Origin of the sequence: Kribbella sp. NPDC051587, from assembly GCF_044453945.1 — a bacterium.
Lineage (GTDB): Bacteria > Actinomycetota > Actinomycetes > Propionibacteriales > Kribbellaceae > Kribbella.
In genome coordinates this window covers 518,073-531,742 of the sequence record NZ_JBITDE010000005.1, presented here as the reverse complement: position 1 = coordinate 531,742, position 13,670 = coordinate 518,073, and the positions used below count along the sequence as shown (strand labels likewise).

General features: G+C 67.4%; 16 protein-coding genes. 11 read left to right on the top strand and 5 right to left on the bottom strand.

Translation table 11 applies throughout. The annotated features are described in order from the left end of the window. Nucleotides 1-39: 39 nt before the first annotated feature. Nucleotides 40-195 (bottom strand): DUF6131 family protein, encoded by a 156-nt coding sequence (locus ACIA49_RS21765; protein WP_165956732.1) that lies wholly within the window; start codon nt 193-195, stop codon nt 40-42. 48 nt (nt 196-243) lie between these two features. Continuing rightward, complete coding sequence (locus tag ACIA49_RS21760; protein WP_396379010.1) at nt 244-1,656, bottom strand: MFS transporter; 1,413 nt, start codon at nt 1,654-1,656, stop codon at nt 244-246. 155 nt (nt 1,657-1,811) lie between these two features. On the opposite strand from ACIA49_RS21760, the gene ACIA49_RS21755 reads away from it, so the two are divergent. The 3 genes from ACIA49_RS21755 to ACIA49_RS21745 are packed head-to-tail and all read left to right on the top strand — an operon-like array spanning nt 1,812 to nt 4,107. Continuing rightward, complete coding sequence (locus ACIA49_RS21755) at nt 1,812-2,162, top strand: YciI family protein (RefSeq protein ID WP_396379042.1); 351 nt, start codon at nt 1,812-1,814, stop codon at nt 2,160-2,162. Further along, nucleotides 2,159-3,391, top strand: coding sequence for an RNA polymerase sigma factor (locus ACIA49_RS21750; RefSeq protein WP_396379009.1), 1,233 nt, complete (start codon nt 2,159-2,161; stop codon nt 3,389-3,391). The genes ACIA49_RS21755 and ACIA49_RS21750 overlap by 4 nt, the downstream gene beginning before the upstream one ends. 38 nt (nt 3,392-3,429) lie before the next feature. Then, nucleotides 3,430-4,107: a hypothetical protein gene (locus ACIA49_RS21745; protein ID WP_396379008.1), complete on the top strand. Its 678-nt coding sequence runs from the start codon at nt 3,430-3,432 to the stop codon at nt 4,105-4,107. A 4-nt stretch (nt 4,108-4,111) separates the two neighbouring features. On the opposite strand, the gene ACIA49_RS21740 is transcribed toward ACIA49_RS21745, so the two are convergent. Further along, nucleotides 4,112-4,660, bottom strand: coding sequence for a DUF4240 domain-containing protein (locus tag ACIA49_RS21740; RefSeq protein ID WP_396379007.1), 549 nt, complete (start codon nt 4,658-4,660; stop codon nt 4,112-4,114). 40 nt (nt 4,661-4,700) lie between these two features. After that, complete coding sequence (locus ACIA49_RS21735; RefSeq protein WP_396379006.1) at nt 4,701-5,498, bottom strand: alpha/beta fold hydrolase; 798 nt, start codon at nt 5,496-5,498, stop codon at nt 4,701-4,703. Between the two features lie 80 nt (nt 5,499-5,578). Here ACIA49_RS21735 and ACIA49_RS21730 point away from each other — a divergent pair, with 80 nt between their 5' ends. The 3 genes from ACIA49_RS21730 to ACIA49_RS21720 all read left to right on the top strand — a co-directional run bounded on the left by ACIA49_RS21730 (nt 5,579) and on the right by ACIA49_RS21720 (nt 7,603). Then, nucleotides 5,579-6,211: a TetR/AcrR family transcriptional regulator gene (locus ACIA49_RS21730; protein ID WP_396379005.1), complete on the top strand. Its 633-nt coding sequence runs from the start codon at nt 5,579-5,581 to the stop codon at nt 6,209-6,211. Nucleotides 6,212-6,275: 64 nt separating this feature from the next. After that, a complete protein-coding gene (locus ACIA49_RS21725; protein WP_396379004.1) occupies nt 6,276-6,788 on the top strand; it encodes a SigE family RNA polymerase sigma factor in 513 nt (170 codons plus the stop codon). Then, nucleotides 6,785-7,603, top strand: a complete 819-nt coding sequence (locus ACIA49_RS21720; RefSeq protein WP_396379003.1) for a hypothetical protein — start codon at nt 6,785-6,787, stop codon at nt 7,601-7,603. Before ACIA49_RS21725 ends, ACIA49_RS21720 begins: the two co-directional genes overlap by 4 nt. On the opposite strand, the gene ACIA49_RS21715 is transcribed toward ACIA49_RS21720, so the two are convergent. Further along, nucleotides 7,592-8,638, bottom strand: a complete 1,047-nt coding sequence (locus ACIA49_RS21715; protein WP_396379002.1) for a LacI family DNA-binding transcriptional regulator — start codon at nt 8,636-8,638, stop codon at nt 7,592-7,594. The two genes, ACIA49_RS21720 and ACIA49_RS21715, sit on opposite strands and share 12 nt — an antisense overlap. Before the next feature lie 180 nt (nt 8,639-8,818). Between ACIA49_RS21715 and ACIA49_RS21710 the strand changes: the two genes are divergently transcribed. From ACIA49_RS21710 to ACIA49_RS21690, 5 genes are read left to right on the top strand one after another with little or no spacing between them, the layout of a single operon-like run. Then, entirely contained in the window at nt 8,819-10,315 is a 1,497-nt protein-coding gene (locus ACIA49_RS21710; RefSeq protein ID WP_396379001.1) for a sugar ABC transporter ATP-binding protein, read from the top strand. Next, nucleotides 10,312-11,331, top strand: coding sequence for an ABC transporter permease (locus ACIA49_RS21705; RefSeq protein WP_396379000.1), 1,020 nt, complete (start codon nt 10,312-10,314; stop codon nt 11,329-11,331). The genes ACIA49_RS21710 and ACIA49_RS21705 overlap by 4 nt, the downstream gene beginning before the upstream one ends. Continuing rightward, the gene (locus ACIA49_RS21700) at nt 11,321-12,283 is read left to right on the top strand and encodes an ABC transporter permease (protein WP_396378999.1); all 963 of its coding nucleotides are present in this window, start codon (nt 11,321-11,323) and stop codon (nt 12,281-12,283) included. Before ACIA49_RS21705 ends, ACIA49_RS21700 begins: the two co-directional genes overlap by 11 nt. Nucleotides 12,284-12,294: 11 nt before the next feature. Then, entirely contained in the window at nt 12,295-13,350 is a 1,056-nt protein-coding gene (rhaS, locus tag ACIA49_RS21695) for a rhamnose ABC transporter substrate-binding protein (RefSeq protein WP_396378998.1), read from the top strand. Then, a complete protein-coding gene (locus tag ACIA49_RS21690) occupies nt 13,350-13,667 on the top strand; it encodes an L-rhamnose mutarotase (RefSeq protein ID WP_396378997.1) in 318 nt (105 codons plus the stop codon). The genes rhaS and ACIA49_RS21690 overlap by 1 nt, the downstream gene beginning before the upstream one ends. Nucleotides 13,668-13,670: the final 3 nt, after the last annotated feature.

The window sequence follows — 13,670 nt, the reverse complement described above, 5'->3', positions numbered from 1 at the left end:
CCGACGACCTGTCCGCGGGGCGTGTGTTCTGTTACGGCTTTAGAACCAGTGTCGGCGTCCCCCGACAGCGCGACCGGTGGATCCCAGCAGGAACAGCACTGCACCGACCACGAGCAGGACGATACCGATCGTCCAGAGAATCGAGATCTTCAGCAGGAACCCGAGCAACAACAGAATCAAACCGAGGATGAGCATCGTGCCTCCTTACAGGGGCCGCCAGGCGGATGAACGGCGGCCGGACCTCTAGTGCCCACCACGCGGAACCGCAATCTCCAACGGACGTTTCAATTCGCCACGGGCGCCGGCCAGCAGGCCGCACCCGGCCAAACCGACCGCGATGCAGAGCCACACCGCGGCGAACGCGACCCGATAGCCGTGCGTCAACGCACCAGGCGTAGCTCCCGACGTACTGGCTGTAGCTACTGCGGCCAGGGCGGCGACGCCGATCGCTCCGCCGATCTGGAAGCTCGCGTTCTGTAGTCCTGAGGCGACGCCGGAGTCCGCGCTCTCGACATCGCTGAGCGATGCGATCGAACCAGCCACTGTCCCTGCGCCCAGACCGGCGCCGAACACGAGCAGTCCCCAGAAGGCGAGCTCAAAGTAGCCGGAGGTCGCTGTCAGCTGGGTCATGACTGTTGTGCCGGCTCCTGCGAGCAAGAGTCCGCCCACTGCGACCTTGCGCGGGCCGATGCGGGTGACGAGGTTCTGGCCGACCATAGAGCCGCAGACCGCAGTCGCAGCCAGTACGGCGGACATCAGGCCGTAGCGGACCGCAGAGACGCCGACTGCGAGCTGTGCGTACTGCGTATAGGTGTAGTTCAGCCCGAACACAGCCAGGCCCCAGCCGATGGTGATCAGGTTCCCTGCGACGACAGAGCGCGTGCGGAAGATGCGTAGTGGGACGAGTGGGGCAGCCGAGCGCCGCTCCACCACGATGAACAGTCCGAACAGCGCCACGGAGACAACCAGCAGTAAGACGGTGCGGAGCCAAGTCGACTCCGGTGCCTGGACAACGGCGTACACGAGAGCGATCAGCGCCGCGGTGACCGTGGCCGCGCCGGCGACGTCGAACCCGCGGCGTCCTGGTCCACGGCTGTCCATCAGTACCTTCGGCGCCAGTACGGCGACGAGTAGGCAGATCGGGACGTTGATGAAGAAGATCCACTGCCAGCCGAGCCCGTCAGTGACCGGTCCGCCGACCAGCGAGCCCGCCGTACCGCCGACGCCACTGGTCGCGCCCCAGATCCCTAGCGCCTTGTTGCGATCCGCTCCGCTCGGGAACGTCGTCATGACGATCGACAGCGCACTAGGAGCCAGTACGGCGGCGGCCGCGCCCTGCACGCCTCGTGCGACGACCAGCGCGTCACCACTCCATGCGAAGCCGCACAACAGCGAGGCGGCGCCGAAGAGGAGCAGTCCGGCGATCAGCACGCGGCGGCGGCCCAGGAGGTCGGAGATGCGGCCGCCCAGCAGCAGTAGCCCGCCGAACATCAGGGCATAGCCACTGGGCACCCACTGCACGCCACCGGTCGAGAACGTGAGCTCACGCTCGATCGACGGTACGGCGACCAGGACGATCGACGCGTCCAGGATGATCATGAACCCGGTGAGGCACAGCAGCGCCAGTGCGAACCAGCGCTTGGAGTCGGAAACCATGGTGACTTCTCCAGTCCGATGGGTGGTCTGTCGTCGGACGGGACGTCGGAACTGGTCGGAGCGGATCGACATCGGTGTGTCGAAGACGGGTGGTCGTGTTTCGACGTACCGGGTGAGAGAGTCTCCTGAGCCAGAGGATGGTGCCCGTGAAATACATGCTGATGATCTACAGCAGTCCGGAGAGCTGGGCCGGACTGTCCGCCGAGCAACGCGACGGGATCGCGCGTGCACACAGTGAGCTGTTCCAGGAGCTCGGTGAGCAAGGGCTGCTGGTCAGTGCAGGTGGGCTGGCTGACCCGATCACGAGCAAGACTGTGTCGGTGCGTGACGGAGCGACCATGACGACCGACGGTCCCTACGCTGAGGCCAAGGAGCATCTGGCCGGCTTCTACGTGGTCGAGTGCGACCTCGACCAGGCGATCGGCTACGCGGCGCGGATGCCGGACGCGGAGTACGTCGCCGTGGAGGTGCGGCCGGTGATGGATCCGTCCGGGCTGGAGATGTGAGTAGCTTCGAGCTGCTGCTGCGGGAGCAGGCCCCGCAGGTGCTGAGTGCGCTGGTGCGGCACTACGGTCACTTCGATCTGGCCGAGGAGGCTGTGCAGGAGGCCCTCCTGGCTGCTGCACAGCAGTGGCCGGAGGAGGGGGTGCCGGAGAATCCCCGTGGCTGGCTGATCCGGGTCGGCTCGCGTCGGCTGATGGACCTGCTGCGCAGTGAGACGGCACGGCGACGCCGTGAGGAGAACGCCGCGCAGCTCGCCACCCCGGAGGAGTTTGTTGCTGCAGGCCCCGAAATTGGCGACCTGGATGCGCAGGACGACACTCTGACGTTGCTGTTCCTGTGCTGCCATCCGGCGCTGTCCCCGGCGTCGCAGATCGCGCTGACGCTGCGCGCCGTCGGCGGTCTGACCACGGCACAGATCGCTGCGGCGTTCCTGGTGCCGGAATCGACCATGGCGCAACGCATCAGTCGGGCGAAGCGTGGGATCAAGCAGGCGGGCAGCACGTTCGAGCTGCCTCCGGAGGCCGAGCGGTCCGAGCGACTGAGCGCCGTACTGCATGTCCTGTACCTGATCTTCAACGAGGGCTACACAGCCTCATCCGGTACGGCGTTGCATAGCGCCGAGCTGACTGGTGAGGCGATCCGGCTCGTCCGTGGTGTGCGGAAGCTGCTGCCGAACGACGGTGAGGTGGCCGGCCTGCTGTCGCTGATGCTGCTCACGGATGCGCGGCGAGCGGCTCGGACCGCCGCTGACGGTGCACTGGTTCCGTTGGCTGAGCAGGACCGGTCACAGTGGAACAAGGACGCGATCGTCGAGGGTGAAGCGCTCGTGTCCGAGGCGCTCAGCAACACCCGGCTCGGCCCGTACCAGGTGCAGGCCGCTATCGCAGCGGTCCATGACACCGCAGAACGCGCCGAGGACACGGACTGGCGGCAGATCGTCGCGCTGTACGACGTACTGGAGCAGCTGGTCGACAACCCGATGGTGAAGCTCAACCACGCGGTGGCTGTCGGTATGGCGATCGGCCCGAAGGAGGGGCTCGCCGTACTGGAGCCGTTGGAGGCAGACGGCCGTGTGACCGAGCATCACCGGTTGGAGGCCGTCCGCGCGCACCTGCTCGAGATGTCGGGCGATGCGGCCGCTGCGCGTGAGAGCTACCTGCTGGCAGCCCGCCGTACGACGAGTGTCCCGGAGCGCAACTACCTGCAGTCGAGGGCGGACCGGCTGGGCTGAGGTCGCACTAGGTCCGCAGATGTGATCAAGTTGTAGACGTGGACCTGACGAGGGCGTCACTCCTGCGGGAGATGCTGACCGGGACCGAGCTGGGTACGCAGACTCGGGATTTCGGTCACTCACTGCGGCGGTACACGACTCGCACCGGCGGGCTGATGCTGTTCGGCCCGGTCGACGAGGAGCCGTGGCACCTGACCGCGCACCTGGACGACGAGCTGCACCGGGCCGGCGTGAACAACATCCGCCCGTCACTCGTGCGCTGGGCGCCGCCAGCCGACGCACCGCCGCACCTGGCGATCGGACTGGACCGTCTGCGCGACGCAGGTCGTGGCGAGTCCCTGCTGGTGGTGGCCGAGGAGGCCCCCGCCGACACCTTGCTTGAGCGGATCAGCGATGTACGGCGTCGTGGTACGACGATCTTCAGCATCGGCAACGGTGATCAGGACCTGACGTCCCTCAGCCATGAGGTAATCACCCCAGAGCTCCTGGTCCCGGACGGCTTCGGCTGGACCAGCAGGCCGATCAGCTTCGACCACGACGAACCGGACTACGAGCCCCAGGCGGTCACCGACCTGGACGCCTCGCCGTACGCCGAGGGCTTCGAGATGGCGCAGCACCTGGTCAGCCTGGCCGCAGCCGACGACGAAGCCGGCCAACCAGCCTGGCGCCGCCGTCTCCGCACCGCCATCGAACGCCTCGGTGGCGGACCCGCCTGACCGTCTACTCCAGGTAGAGCGCGGCCAGCCGCGGCAGGTGGTCGTGCAGGTCGTCCTCGTCGTCGAAGTCGATCTCCTCACCCACCGGCAGATCCGGAGTGTCCGGCGTCTCCGCCTCGACGGCCTTCCAGTACGCCGCCTCGTCCCCGGTCACGTTCTTGTACGCGTGACTGCCGACGTGCAGCATCCCTTCCCCGTCGAAGCCCTCGAACCCGTCCGGCCGGTCCTCGTCCACCACGTCGGCCAGCGAGTCCGGGTCGACCAGCGCGGCCTCCCAGATCTCCCGCCCCTGCGCGACCAGCCACCCCCGGAACGAGTCGAACCCGTCCTCCGAGGCGCCCGAGTTGATCAGGTACGCCGCCGCCCACAGGTCCCACCGGTAGGACTCGACCTGCAACCGCGCGAGTTCGACCCCGAACTCCACGATCTCCTCGGCCGCCAGCCCACCCAGCTCCCGCGTCAGCGCGTCCGCAACCCCATCCGGGTCCGCGACGGTGTCGTCCACCGTGTCGCGCGCACCCTCCACAATCTTCCAGAACCCGTCCCTGTCCACCCCCAAAGCGTCTCATCACCCCCGGTCACTTGGGGAGTGGTCAGCCGGCGAATTCGCGCAGGGCCGTGGCGAGGTGGGTGATGTCGGCGGCGTGGTCGGCGCCGGGGATGACTTGGAGGTTGGCGGTGGGGAGGTGGGCGGCTACGGCTTGCGCGCCGGTGACGAGGGTGGGCCAGGTGTTGTCGCCGTGCAGGACCAGGACCGGTACGTCGATGGCTGCCCAGCGGTCGGTGGGGAGGGGGTTGCCGGACATGGTGGTGCCCATGATGCGGCCGTCGTAGGAGATGGTGTGGGCGACGTCGACGACGGGCTGGAAGTAGGGGGACTGGCGCATGCCGGCGACTGCTTCGGGGGGCATGCCGATGGCGGCGGTGAAAAAGACCTCGGCGGCGAGGTCGGGGTGGCCGGCGGCGATGTGGGCTTCGAGTTGCTCGACGTAGTCGGCGGGGAGGGGCGGGCGGCTGTCGTCGACGACGACTGGGGGCTCCCAGGCGACCACCTTGGTGATGGGGACGCCGGCGGCTGCGGCGTCCAGGGCGAGTAGGGAGCCGGAGGAGCTGCCCAGGACGATGGCGGGCTGGCCGGCGTCCTCGATCAGGGCGGCGATGTCCTCGACCTCGCGTTGGACGTCGTACGGCGCGGTGTCGCCGCTCTCGCCTCGACCGCGGCGGTCGTAGACGTAGGTGCGGAACCGGTCGCTCAGGAGCTTGGCGGTCTCGGCGTTGAGCGGGTTCACCGCGCGGTGGGCGGTGGCGCCGTCGACGAGGATCAGCGGCTGGCCCTCGCCGTACACGTCGTAGCTGATCTGGGTGCCGTCGGCGGACTTCACGGTGCTCATAGCATCTCCTCAGGGGATCGTTCGGAACTAGACCGTACAGTACCCAGACGGAAACTAGACTGTCCAGTATGATTTCGGACATGACTGAGATTCCGGAGGGCCGGACCGCCCAGAAGCGGCGTGCGATCACGACTGCGGCGACCGAGGTGTTCCTGCAGCACGGCTATCTCGGCGCGAGCATGGACGAGGTGGCGGCGAAGGCCGGGGTCTCGAAGCAGACCGTCTACAAGCAGTTCGAGAACAAGGAGCGGCTGTTCGCCGAGATCGTGCTCGGCACGAACGGCGTGCTCGCGGTCGACCTGGCGGCGGCGTACGCCGAGACTCTGAACGGTGCCACCGATGCGCGCGAAGCCCTGCGGGCGCTGGCGTTCCGGCTGCTCGAGAGCCTGACCGCGGACAATATCGTGCAGTTGCGGCGACTGGTCATCGCCGAGGCGGACCGCTTCCCCGATGTCTGTGGCGCCTGGTTCACGGGCGGTTTCGAGAAGTCGCTGGAGACACTCGGACAAGCGCTGGCCGGCCTGACCGAGCGCGGTCTGCTGCGGGAGTTCGACGACCCGACCCTCGTCGCGTACCAGTTCGCCGGCCTGGTCATGTACAAACCGATGAACCGCGCGATGTTCGCCGGCTCCCGTGCACGCCCCAAGCCCAACGAGTTCGACGCCATCGCGGAGAGCGCGGTCGACGTGTTCCTCGCGTCGTACGGCGTCTAGATGCAACCCGGCCGGGGACCTGCCCGTCTTTACGATCGGCAATCGACCGGCGCGAGGGGCAGTGATGAGTGGTGCGGAACGGCGTGACCAGGAGTTCTCGGACTTCGTCCGGGCTCGGCGATCACGTCTGGTGGGTGCGGCGTACCTGCTCTGCGGTGATCGGTACGCCGCTGAGGACCTGGTGCAGACGGCACTGGTGAAGCTGTACTCGGCCTGGCCGCGGATCCATCGGCAGGGCGCCGAAGACGCCTACCTGCGCAAGACCCTGGTGCGGACGAACATCGATGCCGGACGCCGGTCGTGGCGTCGCGAGGTGGCATCGGAGCGGTTCCCGGAGGAGTCCGTCCCCGGCCCTGACCTCGACGGGCGTGACGAGCTCGTCCGTGCACTGGCGGCTCTCGGTCCACGGCAGCGGCGGATCGTCGTACTGCGCTACTGGCTCGATCTGAGCGTCGAAGAGGTTGCCACTGACCTGCGCATCAGCACTGGCACGGTGAAGAGCCAGTCCGCCCGCGCCCTCGACAATCTCCGCGCTCGGTTGACCGAGCCCGGCGTACTCACTCAGGAGCAGCTATGAACGAGCAGGAGTTGCGCGAGCGCATGCAGACCAGCGTGCTGACCGAATTCGCGCCGGACGCAATCGACCCGGCCGCTGACGTGGCGCGGGGTCGCCGCGGCCTCCGGCGGCGCCGGGTCGCTGGTGGAGTGACCGCAGCCGCTGGGGTCGCCGCAGTGGCGGCACTCGGCGCCCAGTACCTCCCGACCTCCTCAGCCGAGGCGCCGGTGGCACAGACCAGCAAGCCGCCGGTGGCGCAGACGAGCGAGACGCCCGTGGATCACACGCGGCCCTATGCGATTCGAGTGCGGTACCTGGCGCTGGTGGTCGCCAGCGCGGAGGAACACCTCGGCAGGTCGCAAAAGTATGTTCCTGGCAAAGACAGAATCGCTCCGACGGTTGTCGCAGACGGCAAGGAGCTCAAGCAGGTGACCTTCCGCGAGCTGTGGAAGCAGTCCGGCGGGACGGGAGCGCTGTGGGTCACCATCGCGCAGCCCAAGCAGGCCCTGCCCAAGGAGAAGTGGTGTGGCCCCAACTACACGCCTGACCTGTTGCGGATGACCTGCTCCGAACGGTTGGCCCCCAACGGGCGCCGAGTGACCGTCGGCGCGGTCGGTGCAGTGAAGAACTCTGCAGGCCTCACCTACCGCGAGAGCGGCGGCCAGTTCATCCGCTACGTCCGCCCCGACGGCCAGGTGGTCATCGTGGCCGCACTCGGCATGAACAGCCTCAAGCGCGTCGCCGACGGGCTCCCCAAGGGTGTCAAGCACCCAGATGTGACCTGGCAGCAGCTGGCTGCCGTCGCCACAGACCCCACTCTGACCCTAGGTAAGTAGCGCTCCACGAGTAGAGGTCCGTACGACGAGCTCCGGCGTGAAGGTGACGCGCTGGTGCTCGTGGTCCGGGTTCGACGACTCGTCGAGCAGGAGCTCCGCAGCGGTACGGCCGAGCAACTGCCGGGGCTGACGAACCGAAGTCAACGGTACGGCGGCCGCCTCGGCGAACTCGATGTCGTCGTACCCCACGATGGCCAGATCCTCCGGCACGCGCAGTCCCAGACTGACGCATTGCTGCAGTAATCCCAGTGCCAGCAGGTCATTCGCGCAGAACGCGGCCGTCGGCCGACGGGATGCGGGCAGCCCGGCAAGTCGTTGCCCAGCGCCCCTACCTTCGGCGACGGTGAGGGCGCCGGTGGTGATCTCGATCAGATCCTCCGCGGGGTTCCCGGCCTTACGTAAGGCGTTGCGCCCGCCGTCGCGCCGATCCACGACCTGACCGATCGTCAACGGTCCGCCGACAAAGGCGATCCGCTCGTGGCCGAGCTCGAGCAGGTGCGCGATCGCGAGCTCACCACCAAGGATGTCGTCCACCGCGACCGAACAGTGCTCGTCGTCGTCGATGGCGCGGTCGACCACGACGACCGGCGTACCGCGGGCGGGAAGTTTGCGCAGTCGCGAGGAGTGCGAGTCGATCGGCGTGATCAGCACCCCCTGAACACGTTGCTGCTCAAGGAGATCGAGGTAGTCGGCCTCACGCTCGGCGTCCTCGTTGCTGTTGCACAGGAAGACCGACAAACCGGCCGCGCGAGCCGCCTCCTCCACGCCCTTCGCGACGTCGGTGAAGAACGGGTTGCCGGCATCGAGCATCAGGTACGCGAGGATCCGGCTGCTGCCGGCCCGGAGCTGGCGAGCGGATTCGTTGCGGACGAAGCCGAGCGTAGCCATCGCCGCCTCGACCTTGGCCCGGGTCAGCGGGCTGACCATCTCGGGCCGGTTCAGCACGTTCGAGACCGTGCCGAGGGAGACGCCGGCCGCGGCCGCGACCGCCTTCACGCCGGCGGTGTGCCCGCGGCGCCGGGTGTCGTCCGCCACGCCACCTCCCCGATCAGGTCAAACGTTGAAACGTCTTAGGAACGGAAGCGTACCGCGAGATCTGAGCAATCCGCACTCCACCTCTTGACGCCCGCAGCGACCGGACCGTACGTTCCTCCTCAAGACTTTGAAACCTTTCATAACCCCGAAGCACAGCCCGCCCCGAGCTGGAGGTCCGCGATGACGGCACTGCTGCGCGTCCGTGGCGTGTCGAAGTCGTTCGGCGCGGTCGCCGCCGTTCGTGATGTCTCCTTCGACCTGTACGGCGGGGAGGCGCACGCCCTGGTCGGCGAGAACGGCGCGGGCAAGTCCACGATCGTGAAGATGCTGGCCGGCGTCCATCGCCCGGACGCCGGCACCCTCGAGTTCGACGGTACGGCGCTCGCCCTCACCGGACCCGCGGACGCCAAGGCCGCCGGGATCGCCGTGATCTACCAGGAACCGACCCTGTTCCCGGACCTGTCGGTGGCTGAGAACATCGCGATGGGACGCCAGCCACTGGGTCGTTTCAACACGATCGACCGTGCCGCCATGGTCAGCCAGGCAGAGCGCCTCTTCACCCGCCTGGGCGTGAGCATCGACCCGAACCGCCCGGCCCGTGGCCTGTCGATCGCCGATCAGCAACTCGTCGAGATCGCCAAGGCGCTGTCCGTCGACGCCCGGGTCGTGGTGATGGACGAGCCGACCGCGGCGCTCACCGGCGTGGAGGTCGAGCGCTTGTTCTCGGTCGCCCGATCGCTGCGCGACGACGGCGCCGCGCTGCTGTTCATCTCGCACCGCTTCGAGGAGATCACCGCGCTCTGCGAGCGGGTCACGATCATGCGTGACGGCAAGCACGTGGCGACCGACCTCCTCGAAGACACCAGCGTCGACGAGATGGTCCGCCGGATGGTCGGCCGTGACCTCGACGCGCTCTTCCCCAAGCAGGACGTCACTCCGGGCGCCACCGTGCTCAAGGTCCACGGCCTGACCCGCGACCCGGTCTTCAAGGACATCTCGTTCGAGGTCCGTGCGGGTGAGATCGTCGCGCTGGCCGGTCTGGTCGGCTCCGGCCGATCCGAGGTGGTGCAGTCGATCTTCGGCGTCGACCCGCGCGACGCCGGCACGGTCGAGGTGCTCGGCAAGACGCTCAAGCCGAAGAACCCCAAGCAGGCCATGGCCGCTGGGGTCGCGCTCGTCCCCGAGGACCGCCGTCAGCAGGGCCTGGTGATGGAGCTGTCGATCGAGCGCAACGTGACGCTCCCCCGATCCCGCTCGCTGTCCCAGCTCGGCTTCCTCACCGGTAGCAACGAACGTCGATCCGCCAAGGAATGGACCGAGCGCCTGAAGACGAAGTACGGACGTCTCTCCGACGAGGTCGGCACGCTCTCCGGCGGTAACCAGCAGAAGGTCGTGCTCGCCAAGTGGCTCGCGACCGATCCGAAGGTGCTGATCGTCGACGAGCCGACCCGCGGGATCGACGTCGGTACCAAGGCCGAGGTGCACCGGTTGATGTCCAGCCTCGCCGCGGAAGGAGTCGCCGTCCTGATGGTGTCGTCGGAGTTGCCCGAGGTGCTCGGGATGGCCGATCGCGTGCTGGTGATGCGCGAAGGCCGCCTGGTCGCTGAACTGAGCCGCATCGAGGCGACCGAGGAGTCGGTCATGTTCGCCGCCACCGGTCAGGAGGCGACGGTATGACGGCTGTCGGACTGCCTGTCGCGCGCCGCAACACGTTGAGCGTCGTACTGCGTGCTCGTGAGCTGGGCATCGTGATCGCGCTCGCGTTGCTGGTCGCGGTCACCGCGATCTCCAACCCACGCTTCCTGTCCGGGCAGAGCATCCGCGACATCCTGCTCAACACCGCGATCCTGGCCGTGCTGGCGGTCGGCCAGGCCGTGGTGGTGATCACCCGCAACATCGACCTGTCGGTCGGCTCGGTTCTCGGCCTGAGCGCCTTCACGGTGGGCACGTTGCTGCAACACAATCCGGGGATCCCGGTCGTGCTGGCGCTGCTCCTCGGCGCCGCTGTCGGCGGGGTCTGCGGTGTCGTCAACGGCGTTCTGGTCCGGTACGGCAATATCCCCGCGCTCGTGGTCACCCTCGGCACGCTCTACGTGATTCGGGGCGTGACGTACTTCTGGGCCGGTGGCAGTCAGATCAACGCCGACGAACTCCCACCCGGCTTCCTGAGCTTCGGAAACGCAACCCTGCTAGGGATTCCGCTGCTAGTGCTGATCGCTCTTCTCACGCTGGTCGTGACCGGCGTTGTCCTGCGCAACTATCGCGTCGGCCGTGAGCTGTATGCGATGGGGTCCAGCCCGCAGGCGGCACAGTTGGCCGGCATCCCGGTCGCACGCCGTACCGTCGGTGCGTTCGTCGTCAGTGGCGCATTGGCCGGGCTGGCTGGGGTTCTGTTCGCTGCACGGTTCGGCACGATCGACGCCGCGGCCGGGACCGGCCAGGAACTCAACGTGGTCGCGGCAGTGGTGGTCGGAGGGGTCGCGGTCTTCGGTGGTAGCGGCTCGGTCTGGGGTGCAGCGCTCGGAGCGTTGCTGCTGACAACGATCGGTAGCGCGCTTGCTGTACTCGAGATCAACCAGTTCTGGCAGCAGGCGATCGTCGGTGGCCTGATCCTGCTCGCGATCGGCGCCGACCGGCTGGTCGCCGTACGGGTCGCGGCCGGTCTGAAGAAGCGAGGCTCCCATGTCAGCTGAGCTCACGGACACTCGCGTCGGACGGCTGGCGAACTGGAACGTCGCGATCATCGCGATCACGGTCCTGGTGCTGATCATCGCCGCCGCGAGTGTCGACAACTTCGGTACGGGTCAGAACTTCGGCTTCCTGGTCCTCGACCTGCTGCCGATCGCCTTGGTCGCGCTCCCGATGACCCTGGTGATCGTCACCGGCGAGATCGATCTGTCGGTTGCCAGCACGCTCGGTCTGTCCAGCGCCTTCATGGGCTACCTGTGGAACGCGAACCAGCCGATCGAGACGATCATCCCGCTCTGCCTGCTGCTCGGCGCGGTCCTGGGCGCGGTCAACGGCTTCTTCGTCACCGTGCTCGGCCTGCCCTCCCTGGCCGTCACCATCGGCACGCTGGCGCTCTACCGCGGCCTGGCCTTCGTCGTCCTCGGCGACGGTGCAGTCGCCGACTTCCCAAGCCTCTACACCGATTGGGTGACCGGAACCATTGCCGGTACGGCGATCCCGAACGTGCTGATCGTGATCATCGTCCTGGCCGCGGTCTTCGGCGTGATCCTGCACGCGACCCCGGTCGGCCGGGCTGTCTTCGCAGTCGGTGCTGGTGAACAGGCAGCCCGGTTCGCCGGGATCCGGCCAGGTCGACTCAAGTTCTGGCTGTATGTCGTCAGTGGGGTGATCTCGGGTCTTGCCGGGGTGCTGTGGACGCTGCGCTACTCCAGCGCGCGCGCCGACAACGGCGCCGGACTCGAGCTGGCCGTGGTCGCCGCCGTACTGCTCGGTGGTGTCTCGATCTTCGGTGGCAAGGGCGCCCTGCCCGGAGTCATCGCAGGCGTGGTTCTGCTCGGCTCGTTGCAGAACGCGCTCCGGCTGTCCGATGTGTCCAACGAGGCGCTGAACGTGGTGACCGGCGTACTGCTGATCGCCTCGGTGCTCGGTCCCAATCTGCTCAAACGTCGTACCTGAAAGGACGAACCATGCGGAAGCCTCTCACCGTCGCGGTGGCGCTCTTGGCGCTGACTGCCTGCGGCGGTACGACGAAGTCCAGCACCGAGGGCGAGACCAAAGCCCCGGAGAGCACGGCGGGCAAGGCGGATCCGAACGCCCCGCTGAAGGAGGGGCTGAAGATCGCCTACCTCCCGAAGCAGCTGAACAACCCGTACACCGATGTCGAGGTGGGCGGCGGCAAGGTCGCGGTCGGCGAGATCAAGGGCGAGTACAAGCTGGTCGGGCCGAACGACGCCAGCGCGTCCTCGCAGGTCAGCTACATCAACACGCTGATCCAGCAGCAGCAGAACGTGATCGTGGTCGCGGCCAACGACCCGAACGCGGTCTGCCCCTCGCTCAATCAGGCGAGGAAAGCCGGTATCAAGGTCGTCACCTTCGACTCCGACGCCTCGAAGACCTGCCGGGACGCCTTCATCAACCAGGCGACCACGCAGGGCATCGGCGAGAGCCTGGTGAAGATGGCGAGTGAGCTGGCCGGTGGTTCCGGTGAGATCGCCGTCCTGTCCGCGACCCCGAACGCCACGAACCAGAACTCCTGGATCGAGGTGATGAAGACCGAGCTGGCCAAGCCGGAGAACAGCAAGCTGAAGCTGGTCAAGGTTGCCTACGGCAATGACGACGATCAGAAGTCGTTCACCGAGGCCCAGGGTCTGTTGCAGACCTACCCGAACCTGAAGGTGATCGTCTCCCCGACCACGGTCGGCATCGCGGCCGCCTCGCGGTACGTGAGCGCCTCCAGCTACAAGGGCAAGGTCGCGATCACCGGGCTCGGCCTGCCGAACCAGATGCGCCAGTACGTCAAGGACGGCACGGTGAAGAAGTTCGCGCTCTGGAACCCGGCCGACATCGGCTACCTGGCCGCGTACGCCGGTGCGGCGATGAGCTCGGGCCAGATCACCGGGGCCGAAGGCGAGAAGTTCAAGGCCGGCAAGCTCGGCGAGTACACGGTCGGCGCGGACGGTGAGATCGTCCTCGGCCCGCCGACCGAGTTCACCGCCGACAACATCGACAAGTTCAACTTCTGATGCAGCGCTACTGCTTCTGCCTCCAGGTCCGCACGGACCGGCTGGACGAGTACGTCGAGCGGCACCGCGACGTCTGGCCGGAGATGCAGGCAGCGCTGCGCGAAGCCGGGTGGCACAACTACTCGCTCTTCCTGCGCGACGACGGACTACTGATCGGGTACGTCGAATCGCCGGACCTGGACGCGGCGCAGCGGGCGATGGCCGCCACCGAGGTGAACGCCCGCTGGCAGGCCGAGATGACGGAGTTCTTCACCGCGGGGCAGCCGGACGAGTCCTTCGTGCTGTTGCCCGAGATCTTTCACCTGACGGAGGACTGACCT

Bases quoted from the DNA above. Each gene is read 5' to 3' on its own strand.
- ACIA49_RS21705 (WP_396379000.1), top strand. From the start codon at position 10,312: ATGACGGCTGTCGGACTGCCTGTCGCGCGCCGCAACACGTTGAGCGTC.
- rhaS (WP_396378998.1), top strand. From the start codon at position 12,295: ATGCGGAAGCCTCTCACCGTCGCGGTGGCGCTCTTGGCGCTGACTGCC.
- ACIA49_RS21755 (WP_396379042.1), top strand. From the start codon at position 1,812: ATGCTGATGATCTACAGCAGTCCGGAGAGCTGGGCCGGACTGTCCGCC.
- ACIA49_RS21730 (WP_396379005.1), top strand. From the start codon at position 5,579: ATGACTGAGATTCCGGAGGGCCGGACCGCCCAGAAGCGGCGTGCGATC.
- ACIA49_RS21690 (WP_396378997.1), top strand. From the start codon at position 13,350: ATGCAGCGCTACTGCTTCTGCCTCCAGGTCCGCACGGACCGGCTGGAC.
- ACIA49_RS21735 (WP_396379006.1), bottom strand. From the start codon at position 5,498: ATGAGCACCGTGAAGTCCGCCGACGGCACCCAGATCAGCTACGACGTG.
- ACIA49_RS21710 (WP_396379001.1), top strand. From the start codon at position 8,819: ATGACGGCACTGCTGCGCGTCCGTGGCGTGTCGAAGTCGTTCGGCGCG.
- ACIA49_RS21720 (WP_396379003.1), top strand. From the start codon at position 6,785: ATGAACGAGCAGGAGTTGCGCGAGCGCATGCAGACCAGCGTGCTGACC.
- ACIA49_RS21760 (WP_396379010.1), bottom strand. From the start codon at position 1,656: ATGGTTTCCGACTCCAAGCGCTGGTTCGCACTGGCGCTGCTGTGCCTC.
- ACIA49_RS21700 (WP_396378999.1), top strand. From the start codon at position 11,321: ATGTCAGCTGAGCTCACGGACACTCGCGTCGGACGGCTGGCGAACTGG.
- ACIA49_RS21725 (WP_396379004.1), top strand. From the start codon at position 6,276: ATGAGTGGTGCGGAACGGCGTGACCAGGAGTTCTCGGACTTCGTCCGG.
- ACIA49_RS21765 (WP_165956732.1), bottom strand. From the start codon at position 195: ATGCTCATCCTCGGTTTGATTCTGTTGTTGCTCGGGTTCCTGCTGAAG.